A 20,491-nucleotide genomic window follows, 5' to 3' on the forward strand; every position below is an offset into this window, starting at 1 on the left:
ATGAAAAAAAATGTAACAGAATTATATAAAAAAATTGGCTATGAATTTGCAGATCAAGGTTTACTTGAGCAAGCAATGACGCACCGCAGCCACAAAGGTCAGCATAATGAGCGACTAGAATTTTTAGGCGACTCTATTTTAAGCTTTGTGATTGCTAATGCACTTTATGCCAAATTCCCCAAAGCGCGTGAAGGCGATTTAAGCCGGATGCGCTCAACGCTTGTGCGTGGTCAAACACTTGCCGAGTTTGGTCTTGAATTTGGCCTAGGCGATTATTTGCGCTTAGGGCCGGGCGAGCTTAAAAGTGGCGGATTCCGTCGCGAGTCAACGCTTGCTGATGCAGTAGAAGCTATTATTGGCGCTGCATTTTTAGATTCAGGTATTGATAGCTGTGGCGATCTTATATTGTCATGGTACGAATCACGATTAGATGCTATTTCACCAGGGCTTAACCAAAAAGATCCGAAGACCCTGCTGCAAGAGTATTTGCAAGCCCGTAAATTATCTTTACCGGGTTACACTGTGGTTGATACAAAAGGCCAAGCACACAATCAAACATTCACGGTTGAATGTATTGTTGATGGAATGGATAGCATAATTTCTGTAGGTAGCTCGCGCCGTAAAGCCGAACAAAAAGCTGCTGAAAAAGCATTGAAGATACTTAAAAATGAACCTTGATACCCTTATACAGCCTCATGAAGGTGATGTAGATACGTTTTGTGGAATGGTTGCTATTGTAGGGCGCCCAAACGTAGGTAAGTCGACTTTGCTTAATGAAATTATTGAGCAAAAAGTGAGTATTACCTCACGTAAACCACAAACCACGCGTCATCGTATTATGGGTATTCATACCGAAGGTAAGCACCAAGCGGTATATATAGATACACCAGGTCTACACGTTGAAGAAAAACGTGCGATTAACCGTTTAATGAACCGTGCCGCGTCTAGCTCTATTGGTGATGTTGAGCTTATTATATTTGTAGTTGAGGGCACTCATTGGAATGCCGATGACGAAATGGTACTTAATAAAGTATCGCAAAGTGGTAAGCCGGTATTATTGGTTATTAATAAAATAGACCAAGTTAAAGACCGTGACCTTGTGTTGCCTCATATGAAGTGGTTAAGTGACAAGTTTGATTTTGTTGGAATTATGCCAGTATCGGCAACACAAGGTAAAAACGTTGATTTAATCAAAGAAGAAGTAACCAAACGCTTACCTCCTTGCGAATTTTACTTTCCTGAAGATTATGTAACTGACCGTTCAATGCGCTTTATGGCAGCTGAAGTAATTCGTGAAAAACTAATGCGTTTTATGGGCGAAGAATTACCGTATTCTGTAACTGTTGAAATAGAGCAGTTTAAATGGCAAGACAACGGTATTTGGCATATCAACGGGTTAATTCTTGTTGAGCGCGAAACACAAAAACGCATGGTTATTGGTAATAAAGGCGAAAAGCTAAAAACTATTGGCCGTGAAGCCCGTAAAGACATAGAAGAAATGCTTGATAACAAAGTATTCTTAGAGCTTTGGGTTAAAGTTAAGTCGGGTTGGGCTGACGATGAACGTGCACTAAGAAGCTTAGGTTATAGTGAAGACTAAACCAAGCAGTAGTTTAGTGAATGGATAGCGACTTCTACACCGCGTATTTATTACATCGGCGTCCTTATAGTGACTCTCAAGTGATGTTAGATATGCTTGTAGAAGGCGTTGGTCAGCTAAGAATGCTGGCCCGAATTAGTGGTCGCCAGGCCACTAAACATAAAGCACAACTTCAGCCATTTCAGGCACTGCTTGTTAATTACAGTGGCAAGTACGATTTAAAATATATTAATAAGTTTGAACTGCATGGGAACTCGCACTTTTTAAAAGGTGATGAGCTTTATTGTGGTTTTTATTTAAATGAGCTTACTAATCGTATCGTTCCTGTTAACGAGCCAATTGAACAAGTATTTGAGCTATATAAAACTCATTTATCAAACCTAAACAGCGGGGCCAATTTACAAGAAGTGCTTCGCTCATACGAGTTTCAACTATTGGAATTACTCGGTTATGGCGTGGATTTTAGTTTTGACGCCAGTGGTGAACCAATAGATGAAAAGCAGACGTATAGTTATTTCCCCGAACTTGGTTTTTTAGTACAAGAAGATACGCGTTCTGGATTTAGTGGCAAACAACTCAATGCCATAGCAAATCATGATTTTAGCCAAAGTGATGTGCTATATATGGCAAAGCAATTAAGTCGCTATTTATTAAAACCCTTATTAGGTAGTAAACCATTAAAAAGCCGCGAGCTATTTATGGCCTCTCAATAAACGTAATTTTACAGGTAAGAAAATGAAAGATATTCTTTTGGGTGTAAACGTAGATCATATTGCAACACTTCGCCAAGCGCGTGGAACAAGTTACCCAGATCCAGCTCATGCAGCCAGTGTAGCAGAGCATGCAGGCGCAGACGGTATTACGATTCACTTACGTGAAGACAGACGCCATATTCAAGATCGCGACGTTTATGTAATGGCTAAAACCATTCAAACTCGTATGAATCTTGAAACCGCTGTTACCGATGAAATGATAAAAATCGCGCTTGAAGTAAAACCTGAGTACGTGTGTTTAGTACCTGAAAAGCGCGAAGAATTAACAACCGAAGGTGGCTTAGACGTAGCCGGTAATATAGATAAAATTAAAGCAGCAACAAAAACGCTTACCGAAGCGGGTATTAAAGTATCGCTATTTATTGATGCAGATAAAGCACAGTTAGATGCAGCCAAAGAATGTGGTGCTCCTTATGTAGAAATACACACAGGCGCGTACGCTGATGCCACAAATGATACTGATTTACACAAAGAGTTAGAGCACATTCGTGAAGGTGTTAAATATGCAGCAAGCTTAGGTTTGATTGTTAACGCTGGCCATGGTCTTCATTATCATAACGTGAAACCAATCGCTGCAATGCCTGAGATTTATGAGCTAAATATTGGTCACGCTATTATTGCTCGTGCAGCGATAGATGGGCTCGATAAAGCCGTACGCGACATGAAACGATTAATGATTGAAGCAAGAATGTAAGATAAGAAAATATAAGTATTTAAAAAAGCTTAATAAAAAAACGCGGTAAATACCGCGTTTTTTGTATCTAAAATTCAAAGCTTATCTTTGTAGCTCAGTTACATTTGCATCAGCAAGTAAGTTTTCAAGCTCGTCTTGTAACTCAAATAATTCAGGTTCAATATTTTCTAGCAAGCATTTATTTTTAAGCGATGTTTCAATTGTTTCTGCAAGTGATTTTAGTTTTGGTACACCGGTGTAGCAACATGCACCATGAAACTTGTGGACAATACTTAATACTTGTTGGCAATCGTTACTCTCTATCGCTTTAGCAAGCAATGTAAGAGTTTCAGGGACGCTTAAAAGTAACATATTAAGCATCTCTAGCGCTAATTCGTTCTTGCCGCCAGCACGCTGCAGGGCTTGTGCCCAGTCAATGCGATTACTTTGAAATGGTGCTGGGCTTTGTGGTGTATCTGTTTTCGCTTTATCACGATTGACTGGGGTTTGTGGACTGTGGTCGCTAATAATTTGTTTAAGCATATCCTCATCAATAGGCTTCGTTAAATAGCCTTTAAAGCCATCTTTTAGTAGCTGCTCTTTCTCACTGTTGAGGGCATGGGCCGTTACTGCAATAATTGGCGTATCTTCATTTAATGATGATTCGCGAATAAGCTTACACGCTGTAATACCATCCATGATCGGCATTTGGATATCCATAAAAATCACATCATATTTATGGCTTTTACTTAGACTGTAAGCTTGAGAACCATTATGCGCAGTTTCTACTGTTTCAATTTGCTCGCATAAAAGCGTGCGAATAAGCTTTAAGTTGGCATCATTATCATCAACAACTAATACTTTTAACGGAAGCAAAGCTTGATCGTTTTGCTCAATATTATGAGTAGGGTGGTCAAGTCTGTAAGGCGCAGCAAGTACTTCACATAATTTACGATGATTAAGCGGTTTGCTCAAACACGCATCAGCACCGCTACCAATAAACGCTTCTCTCATATTGTGCGATACAGTATTAAGCATTAAATATAAGTAGTCAGTAGATTCACGCACGGCTTTTACGTAGCTTTTTAGCTGCTGCATATCATCAACTGATGCCATATGACCAATTAAACAAATATCATATTTATATTCACTATTTTTTATAGCGTCTAAAAAGCTGGTCTCGTTAAAGCATGCTGTTACGCTTGATTCCCATTGGGTCAATAACGAAAGTACAGCATGGTGTGTATGCTCATGCGGCTCTAAATATAAAATACGTTTACCAATGAGTGATTTAGATGGTAAGTCGTTAGTAAATACATGATCTGGCAAGCTAAACACGCTATTAAAAGTAAAACAGGTACCGTTACCTGGCGCAGAGTTTAATGTTATGCGACCACTCATCGCTTCAACAATATGTTTGGTAATAATAAGACCAAGGCCTGTGCCACCAAATTTACGTGTAATACTTGAATCTGCCTGTCCAAATGGAGTAAATAAAGAGTCTTGTTTATCCATAGGTATACCTACACCGGTATCGGTTACTGATACAAGTAAAGAGGTGCGTTCGTCGTCGAGTAACCGGTGACTTATATCTATTTTAATTGAGCCTTTTTCGGTAAATTTAATCGCATTACTCAATAGGTTTATTAGTACTTGTTTAAAGCGAGTAGGGTCGCCCATTAAGTCATCTGGTACTTGTTGGTTTATATAAATGGATAGCTCTAATTGCTTATCGTGTGCGCTAGGAGCGAGTAGTGTCATAACTTCATTTACTGCATCACGTAACTGAAATTGAATTGACTCAAGTTCCATTGCACCTGCTTCTAACTTAGAGAAGTCTAGAATATCGCTAATAATAGTCATTAAACTATTTGCTGATAGCATAATCGTATCGAGATAATCTTTTTGATGCTTATTTAGCGGGGTTTTATAGAGCTGGCGAGTAAAGCCCATAACACCGTTGAGCGGAGTACGCAGCTCGTGACTCATTTTAGCTAAAAAGTCTGATTTAACGCGGTTAGCATCTTGTGCTTCCTTTTTAGCCATTGTGAGTTCAATATTTTGAGCTTCATATTGATCTATAGTTCCTTGTGAATCACTGGTTGCTTGATCAATTGCTTTTTGCATTTCATCTTTTTTCATCATCATAGTGTGAGCGATGGTATTTAAGCCTTCGCGTAGCAACTCAAACTCACCTATCATGTTGTCATTAAGACCTGTACTTCTTTTACCTTCAATTAACTTGTCGGTTGCAAGTACTAACTTATTAAGCGGCGTCATAAACATTCGACTTAATCTTAATGCTAAAATTGCGGCAAACACCAATGATAAAATAATGACAATACCGCTAATTAATAAAGCACGTTGCTGCCCTATAACCGCTTGGTCTTTGTTTAGCTGTATAATAACGGTGCCCAGGGATGACTGAAAAGCCGATGGATCCCATTTAGAGTCGTGACTTGTATGGTTAATAATTGGAGTGAAAAACGTAATAAGCTCATCAGTTTTTTGCACATGAGTTGTTTTTAAATTTATGAGCGTTTTTTGATTAATTAACTTTTCGAATGAGCGGTGATAATTGCTGGTCATTAATAGCGCATTATTTTTATCAAAAATAGCAATCGACTTAATTGTAGGGGAGTGCTTGTTATGTGTGTAGCTTATAAGGCGATTCAATAGCTGTTTGTTTTTTTCGAGCATGGGTTGCTCAAGCGCAATAGCAAGGGGCTCAGAAATAGTAGTACCTTGCTGATATAAAATTTCATCAAGCTCAATGTAACGATTTATTGTAAAATAGCCACCAAGTAGTAATCCTATGATCACCGTTGGGATCAGGGTCAGTGTTAAAACAGAATCGCGTAAGCCTAATTTGGTCATAATGAGAGCGTTTTATCGTTATTAGTATGACTTGAGTATATACGGTTCAACACGCATTCTAAAGCATCTAAATATAGGTGCTTTATAAATAAAGTGAAGGTAATGCCTAATGGCGCAAATTTTTAAAGCGAAAAAAAAACCGTTAAAGCAACAAACACTAGAATTAACTATAACGGGAGTGGATCATCAAGGGCGTGGCATTGCAAAACATAACAATAAAGTATGTTTTGTAAGCGGAGCATTACCGCACGAAACAGTTAAAGCAACACTCGTCGAAGATAAAGCTAAATACAGTAGTGCAAAAGTAACTAAAGTTATTCAAGCGAGTGAATCAAGAGTAGATGCTTTTTGTGAACACTATAATCAGTGTGGTGGTTGCCAATTACAGCATTTAGAAGCAAGCCAACAAGTTGTAGAAAAACAAACTGCAGTTACTCAGTTATTTAGTAAGTTTGCTAAATTAAACAGCTTAAACTGGCAAGCCCCATTATTAAGTAAACCTGTGCATTACAGACGCAGCGCTCGCATAGCCGTTATGTTTGATAAAGCAGCTAAAAAAATGCGCGTGGGTTACAGAGCAAGTGGCTCCAAAAATATTGTGAGTATTAATAAATGTGCAGTACTTGATGAAGTATTTATAGATGTTTTTACACTTTTTGATGATTTAATTAACCAACACAAAGCACTGCACAGTATAAGCCATTTACAGTTATGCCAAAGTGATGAGAAAAACTTTGTTGTTATTCGCCACACTAAAGCGATCAACGATGAATTTAAAGCAATAGTGGAACAAGCCTCACAAAGTCAGCAATATCAAATTGTATGGCAAAGCGAGAGCGATGTAATCGAGCATTCACACTTAGCCATGCCATTTTATTATCTTAAAGAATTTGATCTAAAATTTGAATTTGGTTTAGGTAATTTTATTCAGGTAAACGCACAAGTTAACGAAGCTATGTTGAAGCAAGCTGCAAATTGGCTTGATTTAAAAGGTGATGAATATTTATTGGATTTATTTTGTGGCATTGGTAATTTCTCATTAGTGTTGGCAAAACAAGCAAAATCTGTAATTGGCGTAGAAGGTGTGACTTCAGCGGTTGCAATGGCTGCTCAAAATGCGCAAACTAACTCTATTACCAATGCGCAGTTTCATTGCTTTGATTTAACCCAAAGCATACAGAGCGCCCCATGGTTTAGTAAAAACTTAGATGTGCTTGTACTCGATCCTTCTAGGACTGGTGCTATGGCTGTATTAGAGCAATTACCTTTAAAGCAGTTTAAAACTATTTTATATGTCTCTTGTGACCCTGTTACTTTAGCCCGTGACAGCGCAATTATTTCACAAGCTGGCTTTGATCTTAATAAAATTGGGCTAATGAATATGTTTCCTCATACAGGGCATATTGAAACTATGGCGTTATTTCAACGGAGGTAGAACGCATTATGGTAGCTACACGACAATCACATCAACAAGAAGAGACAACAGATTTTAGCACTCGGCTTTCATTTCTTGCCTTGTCTGAAGAAAAAACAGAGCTACTTACTAAAGCCCAAGCGCTCTGCGTAAAATGTGATAGTGAAAGCAGGCAAACTACTGCAATCGAAATGGTTGAAATTTTAGCTGAGCTAAATCTCGACCCCGAATCGTTAGCTACTGCGTATTTAACCCCGTATTTTTTAAACGACTTAATATCGCTTGAAACCATCGAAGAGCAGCTTGGGAATAACATAGCCATGCTGTTAACTGGGGTTGCACAAATGGCCACTATTAGTACTTTATCGCATCAAGGTAAAGGCACTATGCAAGTTGATAATATTCGAAAAATGTTATTAACCATGGTTGAAGATGTGCGCGCCGTGGTCATTAAGCTTGCCGAGCAGGTATGTCATCTACGCAATGTAAAAAATGCGGATGAAGAAGACCGCGTTATTGCCGCTAAAGAAACAGCAGATATTTTTGCACCACTTGCGAACAGATTAGGGATAGGGCAATTAAAATGGGAACTGGAAGATTTATCGTTTAGATATTTGCACCCAGGTACCTATAAAAGCATAGCCAAACAACTTGACGACAAACGCCTTACACGCGAAGCCTACATGGAAGATATGGTTGAGCAGGTAAAAAACCGTTTAAGTGAAGCGGGCATAGAAGCCCAAGTTTATGGTCGTCCTAAACACATTTACAGCATTTATAAAAAAATGCAGCAAAAAAACTACGAGTTTGATCAGCTTTTTGATATTCGGGCAATGCGTATCGTTGTTGAACGCCTGCAAGATTGTTACGGCGCGCTTGGCATAGTACATACAAACTGGCGTCATCTTAATAAAGAATTTGATGACTACGTTGCCACACCAAAGCAAAATGGCTATCAGTCTATTCATACTGTGGTATTTGGCCCTGAGGGCAAAACCGTAGAAATACAAATACGCACCAGCGACATGCATCAAGATGCTGAGTTAGGGGTGGCTGCACACTGGATGTATAAAGAAGGGGCATTACCAGGGCGTGGCTCGGGTTATGAGCAAAAAATTAGCTGGTTGCGTAAGCTACTCCAATGGCAAGAAGAAGTGGTTGATGGTGGCGATTTAGCAGAAGAGCTTAAAAACCAAGTAGTAGAAGACCGCGTATACATATTTACCCCAAGCGGCGATATTATCGATTTACCACTTGGCGCTACACCGCTTGATTTTGCTTACTACATTCACTCAAATGTGGGGCATCGTTGTATTGGTGCAAAAATATTCGGCAAAATAGTGCCGTTCACGCATCAACTTACAACGGGGGATCAGGTAGAAATACTGACCCAGAAACAACCAAATCCAAGTCGTGATTGGTTAAACCCGTCATTAGGATACATTAAGTCATCTCGCGCTAGAGCTAAAATCCATCACTGGTTTAAACAGCTCGACCGCGATAAAAACCTAAGTGCGGGTAAAGAAATTCTCGACAATGAATTACAAAAGCTAAATTTAACATACAAAGATTTAGAGCCAGCAATAAAGCGTTTTAACTTTAAAGAGCTGGATGACTTAATGGTTGCAATTGGTGCAGGCGATGTACGCTTAAACCAAATGCTTAACTTTGTAAGTGATCGCACTGAAGATGAGCCGGTCATTCGTATTAAAGCACCAAGTAAAGTAACTGGTGACAAAAATGGCATTGTGGTTGATGGCGTTGGCAGCTTAATGAGCCATGTAGCCAAGTGCTGCCGCCCAGTACCTGGCGATGAAATAATAGGTTATATAACCCAAGGTCGAGGAATAGGTGTTCATAAAGAAGACTGTGATTCGTTTAATAACTTAAAAAACCAGCATCCTGAGCGTGTAATTTCGGTAAGCTGGTCTGATGATATTAATGGCTCTTATGCACTAAGTATTAAAATAGAAGCAACCGATCGTTCTGGGCTGATACGCGATATAAGCTCAGTACTTGCTAATGAAAAAGTAAATGTTTTAAATATGAACGTTAATACGGTTGAAGATAATCAGTTAGCTATATTTACAATGCAAATAGAAGTACATGACTTATCGGGTACTAACCGTGTTCTTTCTAAATTACACCAAATTGAAGGTGTACATGATGCCAAGCGTGGTCATTAATAATGAATGATAATACAGCGCTTACACAACTTCTTAGCATAATGAAAACGCTGCGAGACCCCAAGGGCGGTTGTCCGTGGGATCTCAAGCAAGATTTTAAATCTATCGTGCCGCATACGCTAGAAGAAGCGTATGAAGTTGCTGACTGTATTGAATCAGGCAAATTAGATGAGCTTAAAGGTGAATTGGGTGATTTGTTATTTCAAATAGTTTTTTATGCGCAACTTGCACAAGAGCAAAATCTATTTGATTTTAATGATCTAGTAGAGCAATTAAACGATAAGCTTACACGCCGTCACCCGCATGTGTTTGGTGAAAAAAAAGAGCTAACAGACGATCAATTATCACAGCAGTGGCAAGCAATCAAAGCACAGGAGCGAAGTGCTAGAGCGCAAACCGAATCCCCTTCTTTTTGGCAAGATATCCCTGGCAATATGCCAAGCTTAAGTAAAGCCAAAAAAATTCAACAACGCGTGGCTTCCCTTGGCTTTGATTGGCCAACCTATCATGGTGCACTAGATAAAGTGAGCGAAGAAGTGCTTGAAGTAAAAGAAGCGATTGAGCAAGACCCGCTATCTGATCATACAGCGGAAGAACTCGGCGACTTACTTTTTGCCACTGTTAATGTTGTACGCCATGTTAAACGAGATCCCGAACAACTGCTTCGTAGCGCTAATGATAAGTTTTCAGCGCGTTTTGAAAAGGTAAACGCTTATTTGCATGCGCAAGGTAAAAGCTTAGATACAGCCACCTTTGAAGAGATGGATAGTGCGTGGGATGCGATTAAAAAAGTAAAATAGGCTTAATGTTAAATAGTGGACATTTTTTGTGCGCGTATTAGCTAATTTTAGCTGGATTGATAAGCAGTGTTTTGGTACAATTTCGCCCCGTCTTGATGATATACCCAGAGTCTCTTTCTCGGGTGTTATATTCCTTTTAATTCCTGATATTCTAGGGTTCGCATGAGTACAAAATTTATCTTCGTTACTGGCGGAGTTGTTTCTTCGTTGGGTAAAGGTATTGCAGCAGCATCACTAGCCGCTATTTTAGAGGCCCGTGGTTTAGACGTTACCATTTTAAAGCTGGATCCTTACATCAACGTTGACCCAGGCACAATGAGCCCAATTCAACACGGTGAAGTATACGTTACAGAAGACGGCGCAGAGACTGACCTTGATTTAGGTCACTACGAGCGTTTTATTCGTACCAAAATGACTAGTCGTAATAACTTTACACAAGGGCGTGTATACGAAGACGTGTTACGTCGTGAGCGCCGTGGTGAATACCTAGGTGCAACTATTCAGGTTATTCCACATATTACAAATGACATTAAGCAACGCGTATACGACGGTGCTGAAGGTCATGAAATCGCGATTGTAGAAATTGGCGGTACAGTAGGTGATATTGAATCACAACCGTTTATTGAAGCAATTCGTCAAATGGGTACTGAAATTGGCCGCGAACGCGCGCTATTTATTCACTTAACGCTAGTGCCATTTTTAGGCCCTGCGGGTGAAGTGAAAACAAAACCAACTCAGCATTCTGTTAAAGAGTTGCGCTCTGTAGGTATTCAGCCAGATATTCTTATCTGTCGTTCAGACCGTAAACTGCCTAACAACGAGCGTGCAAAAATTGCATTGTTCACTAATGTTGAAGAAAAAGCGGTTATTTCACTACCAGACGTAGACAGCATTTATAAAATTCCTGCGCTATTAAAATCTCAAGAATTAGATAACTTTGTATGTCGTCGTTTTCATTTAGATGCGCCAGAAGCTGATCTTGCTGAGTGGGAACAAGTACTTTATCAAGAGTCTAACCCTACTGGTGAAGTAACAATTGGTATGGTTGGTAAGTACATTGAATTACCAGATGCATACAAATCAGTTAACGAAGCACTAAAACATGCGGGTCTTAAAAATCGTTTAACAATTAATATTGAATACGTAGACTCACAAGATTTAGAAAGCAAAGGCGTAGAACTACTATCGCACTTAGATGCTATTTTAGTTCCAGGCGGCTTTGGTGGACGTGGTGTTGAAGGTAAAATTTTAGCGGCTAAATACGCACGTGAAAACAAAGTTCCATACCTAGGTATTTGTTTAGGTATGCAAGTAGCACTAATTGAATATGCACGTAATGTTGCAGGTTTAACTGATGCAAACTCTACAGAATTTAACGCTAACTCAGAAGCGCCTGTCGTTGGTTTAATTACTGAATGGTTAGACGCTGAAGGTAAGGTTGAAGTTCGTGATGAAAAATCTGATTTAGGTGGCACTATGCGTTTAGGCGCACAAAAATGTCATTTAACACCAGGTTCTAAAGTACATGAAGTATACGGTAATGCTGAAATTGTTGAACGTCATCGTCATCGCTACGAAGTAAACAACAATTTTGTAGAAGCGCTTGAGAAAGCAGGATTAAGCTTTACTGGTTTATCAGAAGATAAAAAATTAGTAGAAATTATCGAAAATAAAGATCACCCATGGTTTATTGCCGCGCAATTCCACCCGGAATTCACGTCAACCCCACGTGATGGTCACCCGCTATTTGAAGGGTTTGTAGCTGCGGCTCACATCCACCAAAAAGCGAATTCGTAATTTTAAAAGCCGTGCATATTGCACGGCTTTTTTGTTTTAAGGGCTGATCGATACCAATTTTATTAAAAACATGAGCATTGTATCGCATTAAATAACTCACTCACTGCGTTAAAAATTACTCATATAGAACAACTATATGTCATAATTTCTGCCTTGTTATTGAGCTATTTTCTTAGCGCTATAATAGCTCACTAATTAAATGCAATTGGTATAAACTATATAAAACGTAGTAAAGTTAGCTGAACTCACCATTTTGGGAATATAGAGGAATCAAGATGTCAGAAATCGTAAAAGTAATCGGTCGCGAAATTATGGACTCGCGTGGTAACCCAACTGTTGAAGCAGACGTACATTTAGCAGATGGTTCTTGGGGTCGTGCAGCAGCACCTTCAGGCGCATCTACTGGTACTCGCGAAGCATTAGAGTTACGCGACGGTGATAAGTCACGTTACTTAGGTAAAGGCGTATTAAACGCTGTTGGTTTTATTAATAATGAAATCGCAGATGCGCTTAAAGGTCAAAATGCATTAGAGCAAAGTGCTGTTGATAAAGTAATGCTAGATTTAGACGGCACTGAAAACAAAGAAAAACTAGGTGCAAACGCAATCTTAGCAGTATCACTTGCAACTGCAAAAGCAGCTGCACAGTCTAAAAAAGTAGAGCTTTACGAGCACATTGCTGATTTAAACGGCACACCGGGTGTTTACTCTATGCCACTTCCAATGATGAACATCATCAATGGTGGTGAGCACGCAGATAACTCTGTAGATATCCAAGAGTTTATGATCCAACCTGTTGGCGCTGCAAACTTCCGCGAAGGCCTACGTATGGGCGCAGAGGTATTCCATAGCCTTGCAAAAGTACTTAAAGCAGACGGTCATTCAACAGCGGTTGGCGATGAAGGTGGTTTTGCACCTAACCTTGCATCTAACGAAGCGGCTCTTGCTGCAATCAAAGTTGCTGTTGCAAACGCAGGCTACGAGCTAGGTAAAGATATTACTTTAGCGATGGATTGTGCTGCATCTGAGTTTTACGACAAAGAAGCAAACATTTACGATCTTAAAGGTGAAGGTAAAAAATTCACTTCTGAAGAATTTAACTTCTTCTTACAAGATCTTACTAATCAATACCCAATCGTTTCTATCGAAGATGGTCTTGATGAGTCAGATTGGGATGGCTTTGCACACCAAACTAAACTAATGGGTGATAAAATCCAATTAGTAGGTGATGACTTATTCGTAACTAACACTAAGATTTTAAAACGTGGTATCGACAACGGTATTGCTAACTCAATCTTAATTAAGTTTAACCAAATTGGTTCGCTAACTGAAACGTTAGCTGCAATCAAAATGGCAAAAGATGCAGGCTTTACAGTTGTTATTTCTCACCGTTCTGGTGAGACAGAAGATTCAACTATTGCTGATTTAGCGGTAGGTACTGCTGCAGGTCAAATTAAAACAGGTTCATTGAGCCGTTCTGACCGTGTTGCAAAGTACAACCAATTGCTACGTATTGAAGAGCAATTAGGTGATAAAGCACCGTACAACGGTCTTAAAGAAGTTAAAGGTCAGTAATTCTATTTTATATAGAATCTAATTTTTAATTTTAGATGATGAAATCCTCGCATAAGCGGGGATTTTTTATGCCTGATACTTTTATTCTAAGAGATGAGAAAAAGTTGTAGGCTCTAAGCCTGTTGATGTACGCAGTACTAAAGAGTGGAACACAAAAGTATAACGTTTTATTCATGCTTTAACTTCTTACGCACTCATAGCTGAAACTGCTGCTTTAAAATATCACCTGTAAAACTGGTTTTTAAATAAAAACCACGGGGTAGGGTTTTAATTATTTGCCCATTTGGGCCAATAGCATCAGTGACGATTTTACTATGAGCAGCTTTGGGGCGTATTTGCATCGCATCGCCTAAATGGCCTGATATTTCGTCGACTCTACCTAGCGCAATTAGCTCCATTTGTTCTTCCCAGTCGCGTTGTAACAAAGCGTCTTGTTCAGGTGAGGGCTGCCACAAAAAGCCGCTGCCGATGGTTCTGTCAAACGGCGCAATATCACGTTCGCTTAAAATTGGCAGCCATAAAACATGATTTAGTTTTTTACGCACAGAGCTGGTATGCCACTTCATTCCCGTCACGTTCATTAAAGGTGTAACCGATACAAACGTAGTTTCCAGTGGCTTACCTTTATAAGAAATGGGGAGTGTTTTTAGCTCAATTCCTAAATCTTCAAAATCTGGAAGTGGTTTTGAGCCTGCAGTAGCGCCTAGTACATATTCAATTAACTGACCGGTCCAACCTTTTTCACGCAGTAAATCATCTGGCGTTTTAAAATTATACTTACTAGCAAGTTGTCCTAGCGTTAATCCGGCTATATTGTTAACGCGTTGCATTAAGTCGTTTATTGAGTGTGGTTTTGTAGGTCGCATACTATTAATTTCGGTTGAATAAATACCATAGCCATGATAGCAAATTGGCTAAGCCGTGGATATCTTTAGGGTTGTTCGTTTTTTGCTCGCTTGTTGTTTGGGTTAATTTTGTACATGTATAAAATTGGGCGGTTTACTTTAAGTTACTGAGATAGCTGATTTTTTTTAAGTTATGCATTCAGTTTTGATTAAGGCTGTTAAAAGTTGCTGGGATAAATACAACTATATAAACATGTTTATCCACAGATTCTGTGGAGAACACGAGTTTTTAGATCTTATATTGTGGATTTGTTTGCAAAACGAGCGTGTTTTATAAAAGTTATGCACAAACTGTGAGTAAGTAGAGTAAAACAATAACCGCAATAGCTTTGGTGGATTATTTTTAAAATTTTTACTCACACTTCATTATTTTATGGGGTATGCAAAAGCGTAAACTTAGCTTCCAAATTAGCTTGGCTATAATAGTGTTTGCCGTATTGCAGCTAATGTGGAACAATCATTAAAAATCGACTTACAAATGAGGCACTAAGGTGATTGATGCCGAAGGTTTTCGTGCCAATGTCGGAATTGTAATTTGCAATAATCAGGGACAGGTTTTTTGGGCTAGACGTTATGGTCAGCATTCTTGGCAATTTCCCCAAGGTGGTGTTGATGATGGCGAGACAGCAGAACAAACCATGTACCGCGAGTTACACGAGGAAGTAGGGCTGCGACCTGAAGATGTAGAAATAGTCGCAAGCTCAAAACATTGGTTACGCTATAAATTACCCAAACGATTAATTCGTCGCGACTCTAGTCCGGTGTGTATTGGGCAAAAACAAAAATGGTTTTTATTAAAACTGCGTTGTAAAGATGAAGATGTAAACTTGCTTAAAACCCATCATCCAGAGTTTGATGATTGGCGCTGGGTAAGTTACTGGTATCCTGTAAGACAGGTAGTATCGTTTAAACGGGATGTTTATCGACGTGTAATGAAGGAGTTTGCTCCTTTCGCCATGCCTTTTAATAAAAGAGAACAACACAAAGATCATTGGCGAAGTAAAAGGTAGTAATTTCTCGATAGAATAAAGGAGCAGGACATGCTGGCTACACTTAGATCTATTGCTGAGTCTGTATCGCAACAAGCGAATTTAGACAGTGCTCTAGTGTGCTTTGTGCAAATGGTAAAAGATGCCATGAAAACCCAGTGCTGCTCCATTTATTTTGCAGATTACAGCCAAGACAATTTTGTACTTATGGCTACCGAAGGGTTAAATCCTGATGCGGTGGGTAAGTTTAGAATTGGCTTTACCGAAGGCTTAGTGGGCTTAGTTGCCCAGCGCGAAGAGCCAATTAATATAGCATTTGCTAAATCACACCCGCGATTTAAACTCTCCCCCGAAGTGAATGAAGAAGGCTACAATGCTTTTTTGTCTGTGCCTGTGGTGCATCAAAAAAAAGTATTGGGCGTTATTGTTGTTCAGCAAAAAATGGCCCGTGTTTTTAGCCAAGATGAAGAATCGTTTTTAATTACTCTCTCTGCACAACTTGCATCACAATTAGCGCATGCTGAAATAAAAGAAGTATTGCGACAAGACGAATCATCTCATCAAACATCAGTTTTAAAAGGGGTATCGAGTGCGCCGGGTATAGGAATTGGCCAAGCATTTGTAGTGCTGCCAAAGCTTGATTTTAAGTCTATAGAGCTTTTAAAAGACAGTGATGTAACAGAGCAACGCCGTTTGTTTACTCAAGCTGTAGCTGCTACACGCAAAGAGTTTAATACCCTTTCTATGACGCTAAGCGATTCTATTCCGCACGAAGCTCTTGCGGTATTTGATGTTTACCAGCAATTACTTGATGCAAAAAGCTTAGGCCATAATGTTGAGGTACAGTTACAAGAAGGTTGGTGCGCTAAAAGTGCATTAAAAATTGTAATAGAGCGTTTAATCTCTCAATTTAATGCCATGCAAGACCCATATATAAAAGAGCGTGCTGTTGATGTTAAAGATATTGGCCTTCGTGTATTGCACCATCTTGTAAATACCGAGCATGCTGTTAAAAATTATCCGGCCAACACTATTTTAATTGCTAATACCTTAACGCCTGCGATGCTTGCTGAGGTGCCAAAAGGTCACTTAACAGGCGTTGTAAGCGTAAATGGCTCTGCAAATAGCCATGCCTCTATATTAACGCGTGCAATGGGCATTCCTGCTATTTGGGGGATAGAAGATTTACCTTTACTGCAGTTTAATGGTAAACCGATGATTTTAGATGCATTTTCTGGGCGTTTATATATATCGCCTTCGCAAATGTTGATGGATGAATACACAGAGTTACAGCATCAAGATAACCTACTTAATAACCGCTTTTTAGCAGAGCAAGACTCTGAATCAATTACGCTTGACGGTGAGCATGTTAGCTTATTATTAAACGCAGGCCTTGAGCTTAATACCGAGCAAAGTAGCGCGCATATTTGTGACGGAGTGGGGCTTTATCGAACCGAAGCGTGGTTTATGCAAAAAGGTCAGTTTCCTTCGCAATTAGAGCAAGAAAATTGGTATCGGGAAGTACTAACTAGCTATCATCCTAATCCTGTGGTTATGCGTACATTGGATATTGGGGGCGATAAGGTACTTGATTACTTTAATATTACTGAAGAAAACCCATTTTTAGGTTGGCGTGGTATTCGTATTAGTCTTGATCATCCAGAGTTATTTTTAGATCAATTAAAAGCAATGCTTAAAGCAAATATTGGTTTAGGTAATTTAAAAATAATGCTCCCTATGATCAGTGGCACTGAAGAAGTTGATGAGTCACTTGCGTTATTTGAACAGGCTTATTTTGAGTTAAGTGAAAAATACCCAGAACAGACAATAGAAAGACCTGATATAGGTATAATGCTAGAGGTACCTTCAAGTGTATTTATGCTTCCTGAGTGGTCAAAAAAAGTCGATTTTTGTTCAGTAGGTAGTAATGATTTAACACAGTATTTATTAGCAGTAGACAGGGCTAATGCACGAGTTGCCGAACTTTTTAGCCCTTATCACCCGGGCGTACTCAGGGTGCTAAATAAAGTAGCGCGCGAATGTGAGCAATATGAACTGCCATTTAGTTTGTGTGGTGAACTAGGCGGCGATCCTGAAGGTGCTATTTTGCTTATTGCCATGGGTTACAGACGCCTTAGTATGAATTTATCATCACTTAATAAAGTTAAATGGGTTCTTAGGCGTTTGAATGTCAGTGACATGGAGCAACTATTAAGTGAATGCTTAGCGCAATCCACAGCCAAACAAGTACTACGTTTAACGCGAAGCTTTATGCTAGAGCATAAATTAGGGGATTTGTTTTACACTCCTAAATAAGCTTATACGCTTAATTAATTGTAATACACAGATGCTATTAGTTTTATAATCCTTTAATATATAAACCTTAAAAGGGTATTTGAGATTACTATGTATGACTTAGGTTTGTTACTCGCAAGCTGCGCACTACTAGGCTGTATTGTTGGGTTTTTAGCTGGATTACTAGGCATTGGTGGCGGTTTAATTATCGTTCCAGTATTAAGCACTCTGCTACTCTCATTTAATGTAACGTCGGCTGATCATGTATTAGTAATTGCTATTGCAACCTCACTCGCTTCTATTTTATTTACTTCAACGTCTTCAGCGCTGGCTCATCATAAAAATGATAACGTGCCTTGGGCAATCGCCCCGTGGGTTATGTCGGGTGTGGCTTTAGGTGCACTAATTAGTGGCTTTGCAGCAAGTTTAATCCCTGAACAAATATTACGTACAGTGTTTGCGATAAGTGTTGTATTTATTGCAGCAAGAATGGTGCTATCCGCGCGTAATAAACCGATGTCAGATAAACCGTTACCGGCAGGTCCTATTTTAGGTGGGTTTTCTGCAATAATGGGCGGATTATCAGGTTTAATTGGTATTGGCGGTGGTGCTTTAATAGTACCTATGCTTAATTATTTTTCGGTTGATATAAAAAAAGCAATTGGCTGCGCAGCCGCGTGCGGAATTGTTATAGCATTATTTGGCTCCATTGGTTACATCAGCGCAGGCTGGCATGTTACCGATTTAGAGCATGGTTTTGCTGGGTTTGTTTATTTACCTGCATTATTTGGAATTGTTATTACCTCGTGGTTTGTTGCGCCTATTGGCGCTAAAGCAACTCACTATTTACCTGTTAATACAATTAAGAAAGTTTTCGCGGTACTGCTTGTAGTTATCGCAATTAAAATGGTTTTTAGCTAAAGGTTTATTTTTTATGGCACTTGAGTTTCCTCAAATTGATCCAATTATTTTTTCTGTTGGACCGCTAAGCGTACGTTGGTATGGCTTAATGTATTTAATAGGTTTTGCATTTGCGATGTGGTTTGCAAATCGTCAAGCATCAAAGCCAAATTCGGGTTGGACTAAAGAGCAAGTAGGCGATTTACTGTTTTACGGCATGTTAGGGGTAATACTAGGCGGGCGTATTGGCTACGTATTGTTTTACCAGTTTAGTTACTTTATAGAAAACCCACTGTATTTATTTAGAATAGATCAGGGTGGTATGTCGTTCCATGGTGGAACACTTGGCGTTATAACCGCCGTCGCAATTTTTTCGTGGACGCGTAAAAAGTCGCTTCTTCAAGTGGGCGATTTTGTTGCACCATTGGTTCCTGTAGGGCTTTTAGCTGGACGTATTGGTAACTTTATAAACGGTGAATTATGGGGCCGAGTCACTGATGTTCCATGGGCAATGGTATTTCCAACGGGCGGTCCGCTTGCACGTCACCCATCGCAATTATACGAAGCATTTTTTGAAGGCTTAGTGCTGTTTTTAATCCTACAATGGTTTATTAAAAAGCCACGTCCAGCAGGCAGCGTAGCCGGTGTGTTTTTATTAGGTTACGGTGTGTTTAGATTCTGTATTGAATATTTCCGCCAACCTGATGCACAACTAGGTTTATTTGCCGACTTTATTTCAATGGGGCAAATACTTTCACTTCCTATGATAGTGGGTGGTTTAGGCTTATTAATTTGGGCATATAAGAAACCACAACACGTTACACCAGCTAAGGCATAATAAGAAAAGCATGAAACAATATTTAGAATTATGTCAGCGTATTGTTGACGAAGGGCAGTGGGTTGAAAACAAACGTACAGGTACGCGTTGTTTAACCGTTATCAATGCTGATTTAGAATACGATGTGGCTAATAATCAGTTTCCGATGATCACTACACGCAAAAGTTATTACAAAGCCGCGATTGCTGAATTGCTAGGCTATTTACGCGGGTACGATAGCGCTGCGCAATTTCGTGAAATTGGCTGTAAAACATGGGATGCCAACGCGAACGATAACAACGCATGGCTTAATAACCCTAACCGTAAAGGCGATGATGACATGGGTCGTGTTTATGGCGTACAAGGCCGTGGTTGGCAACGTCCAGATGGTTCAACGCTTGATCAGCTTTCCAAAGTTATTAATAACTTAAAAAATGGCATTGATGACCGTGGTGAAATAATCACGTTTTATAATCCAGGTGAGTTTGAGCTTGGTTGCCTGCGCCCGTGTATGCATACGCACACTTTTTCGTTACTTGGCGATACGCTATATTTAACGTCATACCAGCGCAGTTGTGATGTGCCACTTGGCCTTAATTTTAATCAAATTCAGTGCTTTGTGTTGCTTGCGTTAGTGGCTCAAATTACCGGCCATAAAGCGGGTAAGGCGTATCATAAAATTGCTAATGCGCATATTTACGAAAACCAACTTGAACTGATGCGAGACGTGCAGTTAGCGCGTGAGCCATTTGCATCACCTCAGTTAAAAATTAATCCAAAAATTAAATCATTAGAAGACATAGAAACGTGGGTAACACGAGACGACTTTGAAGTAACAGGCTATCAATGCCACGAAGCGATTCAATATCCATTTTCAGTATAATAAAAGAT

The 20,491-nt window shown here is 39.5% G+C and carries 16 protein-coding genes; 14 read left to right on the plus strand and 2 right to left on the minus strand.

Going from position 1 to position 20,491, the window contains the following annotated elements; translation table 11 throughout:
• Genes rnc through pdxJ form a run of 4 tightly spaced genes read left to right on the plus strand, consistent with a single transcriptional unit; the run spans window position 1 to window position 3,067 of the window.
• The gene (gene rnc, locus EU510_RS11995; RefSeq protein ID WP_002958715.1) at window positions 1-678 is read left to right on the plus strand and encodes a ribonuclease III; all 678 of its coding nucleotides are present in this window, start codon (window positions 1-3) and stop codon (window positions 676-678) included.
• Window positions 668-1,600, plus strand: a complete 933-nt coding sequence (gene era, locus EU510_RS12000) for a GTPase Era (protein ID WP_149593688.1) — start codon at window positions 668-670, stop codon at window positions 1,598-1,600. Before rnc ends, era begins: the two co-directional genes overlap by 11 nt.
• A gap of 20 nt (window positions 1,601-1,620) precedes the next feature.
• Entirely contained in the window at window positions 1,621-2,313 is a 693-nt protein-coding gene (recO, locus tag EU510_RS12005) for a DNA repair protein RecO (RefSeq protein WP_149593689.1), read from the plus strand.
• A gap of 22 nt (window positions 2,314-2,335) precedes the next feature.
• Window positions 2,336-3,067, plus strand: coding sequence for a pyridoxine 5'-phosphate synthase (pdxJ, locus tag EU510_RS12010; RefSeq protein WP_002958712.1), 732 nt, complete (start codon window positions 2,336-2,338; stop codon window positions 3,065-3,067).
• An 81-nt stretch (window positions 3,068-3,148) separates the two neighbouring features.
• Here pdxJ and barA read toward each other — a convergent pair whose 3' ends face one another.
• On the minus strand, window positions 3,149-5,923 hold the full coding sequence (gene barA / locus EU510_RS12015; protein ID WP_149593690.1) for a two-component sensor histidine kinase BarA: 2,775 nt from the start codon (window positions 5,921-5,923) through the stop codon (window positions 3,149-3,151).
• Window positions 5,924-6,032: 109 nt separating this feature from the next.
• On the opposite strand from barA, the gene rlmD reads away from it, so the two are divergent.
• The 5 genes from rlmD (at window position 6,033) to eno (ending at window position 13,694) form a co-directional block, all read left to right on the plus strand.
• A complete protein-coding gene (rlmD, locus tag EU510_RS12020) occupies window positions 6,033-7,358 on the plus strand; it encodes a 23S rRNA (uracil(1939)-C(5))-methyltransferase RlmD (RefSeq protein ID WP_149593691.1) in 1,326 nt (441 codons plus the stop codon).
• A gap of 8 nt (window positions 7,359-7,366) precedes the next feature.
• Entirely contained in the window at window positions 7,367-9,523 is a 2,157-nt protein-coding gene (gene relA / locus EU510_RS12025) for a GTP diphosphokinase (protein ID WP_149593692.1), read from the plus strand.
• A gap of 2 nt (window positions 9,524-9,525) precedes the next feature.
• The gene (mazG, locus tag EU510_RS12030) at window positions 9,526-10,323 is read left to right on the plus strand and encodes a nucleoside triphosphate pyrophosphohydrolase (protein ID WP_149593693.1); all 798 of its coding nucleotides are present in this window, start codon (window positions 9,526-9,528) and stop codon (window positions 10,321-10,323) included.
• A 162-nt stretch (window positions 10,324-10,485) separates the two neighbouring features.
• Entirely contained in the window at window positions 10,486-12,120 is a 1,635-nt protein-coding gene (locus EU510_RS12035) for a CTP synthase (protein ID WP_058548612.1), read from the plus strand.
• Window positions 12,121-12,395: 275 nt separating this feature from the next.
• The gene (eno, locus tag EU510_RS12040) at window positions 12,396-13,694 is read left to right on the plus strand and encodes a phosphopyruvate hydratase (protein WP_149593694.1); all 1,299 of its coding nucleotides are present in this window, start codon (window positions 12,396-12,398) and stop codon (window positions 13,692-13,694) included.
• A gap of 194 nt (window positions 13,695-13,888) precedes the next feature.
• Here the strand turns inward: eno and mutH are convergent, their stop codons facing one another.
• Window positions 13,889-14,560, minus strand: a complete 672-nt coding sequence (mutH, locus tag EU510_RS12045) for a DNA mismatch repair endonuclease MutH (protein WP_149593695.1) — start codon at window positions 14,558-14,560, stop codon at window positions 13,889-13,891.
• Window positions 14,561-15,090: 530 nt separating this feature from the next.
• Here mutH and rppH point away from each other — a divergent pair.
• The 5 genes from rppH (at window position 15,091) to EU510_RS12070 (ending at window position 20,483) form a co-directional block, all read left to right on the plus strand.
• Window positions 15,091-15,609, plus strand: a complete 519-nt coding sequence (gene rppH, locus EU510_RS12050) for an RNA pyrophosphohydrolase (protein ID WP_002958704.1) — start codon at window positions 15,091-15,093, stop codon at window positions 15,607-15,609.
• Window positions 15,610-15,639: 30 nt separating this feature from the next.
• Complete coding sequence (gene ptsP / locus EU510_RS12055) at window positions 15,640-17,904, plus strand: phosphoenolpyruvate--protein phosphotransferase (protein WP_149593696.1); 2,265 nt, start codon at window positions 15,640-15,642, stop codon at window positions 17,902-17,904.
• Window positions 17,905-17,994: 90 nt separating this feature from the next.
• Window positions 17,995-18,804, plus strand: coding sequence for a sulfite exporter TauE/SafE family protein (locus tag EU510_RS12060; protein ID WP_149593697.1), 810 nt, complete (start codon window positions 17,995-17,997; stop codon window positions 18,802-18,804).
• Window positions 18,805-18,817: 13 nt separating this feature from the next.
• Entirely contained in the window at window positions 18,818-19,621 is an 804-nt protein-coding gene (lgt, locus tag EU510_RS12065) for a prolipoprotein diacylglyceryl transferase (protein ID WP_149593698.1), read from the plus strand.
• A 10-nt stretch (window positions 19,622-19,631) separates the two neighbouring features.
• Window positions 19,632-20,483: a thymidylate synthase gene (locus EU510_RS12070; protein ID WP_149593699.1), complete on the plus strand. Its 852-nt coding sequence runs from the start codon at window positions 19,632-19,634 to the stop codon at window positions 20,481-20,483.
• The last annotated feature ends 8 nt before the right edge of the window (window positions 20,484-20,491 follow it).

The sequence above is a fragment of the Pseudoalteromonas sp. FUC4 genome, assembly GCF_008370255.1.
GTDB lineage: Bacteria > Pseudomonadota > Gammaproteobacteria > Enterobacterales > Alteromonadaceae > Pseudoalteromonas.

Bases quoted from the DNA above. Each gene is read 5' to 3' on its own strand.
- EU510_RS12060 (WP_149593697.1), top strand. From the start codon at position 17,995: ATGTATGACTTAGGTTTGTTACTCGCAAGCTGCGCACTACTAGGCTGT.
- ptsP (WP_149593696.1), top strand. From the start codon at position 15,640: ATGCTGGCTACACTTAGATCTATTGCTGAGTCTGTATCGCAACAAGCG.
- eno (WP_149593694.1), top strand. From the start codon at position 12,396: ATGTCAGAAATCGTAAAAGTAATCGGTCGCGAAATTATGGACTCGCGT.
- pdxJ (WP_002958712.1), top strand. From the start codon at position 2,336: ATGAAAGATATTCTTTTGGGTGTAAACGTAGATCATATTGCAACACTT.
- EU510_RS12035 (WP_058548612.1), top strand. From the start codon at position 10,486: ATGAGTACAAAATTTATCTTCGTTACTGGCGGAGTTGTTTCTTCGTTG.
- era (WP_149593688.1), top strand. From the start codon at position 668: ATGAACCTTGATACCCTTATACAGCCTCATGAAGGTGATGTAGATACG.
- rnc (WP_002958715.1), top strand. From the start codon at position 1: ATGAAAAAAAATGTAACAGAATTATATAAAAAAATTGGCTATGAATTT.
- barA (WP_149593690.1), bottom strand. From the start codon at position 5,923: ATGACCAAATTAGGCTTACGCGATTCTGTTTTAACACTGACCCTGATC.
- rlmD (WP_149593691.1), top strand. From the start codon at position 6,033: ATGGCGCAAATTTTTAAAGCGAAAAAAAAACCGTTAAAGCAACAAACA.
- recO (WP_149593689.1), top strand. From the start codon at position 1,621: ATGGATAGCGACTTCTACACCGCGTATTTATTACATCGGCGTCCTTAT.
- relA (WP_149593692.1), top strand. From the start codon at position 7,367: ATGGTAGCTACACGACAATCACATCAACAAGAAGAGACAACAGATTTT.
- mazG (WP_149593693.1), top strand. From the start codon at position 9,526: ATGAATGATAATACAGCGCTTACACAACTTCTTAGCATAATGAAAACG.
- EU510_RS12070 (WP_149593699.1), top strand. From the start codon at position 19,632: ATGAAACAATATTTAGAATTATGTCAGCGTATTGTTGACGAAGGGCAG.
- lgt (WP_149593698.1), top strand. From the start codon at position 18,818: ATGGCACTTGAGTTTCCTCAAATTGATCCAATTATTTTTTCTGTTGGA.
- mutH (WP_149593695.1), bottom strand. From the start codon at position 14,560: ATGCGACCTACAAAACCACACTCAATAAACGACTTAATGCAACGCGTT.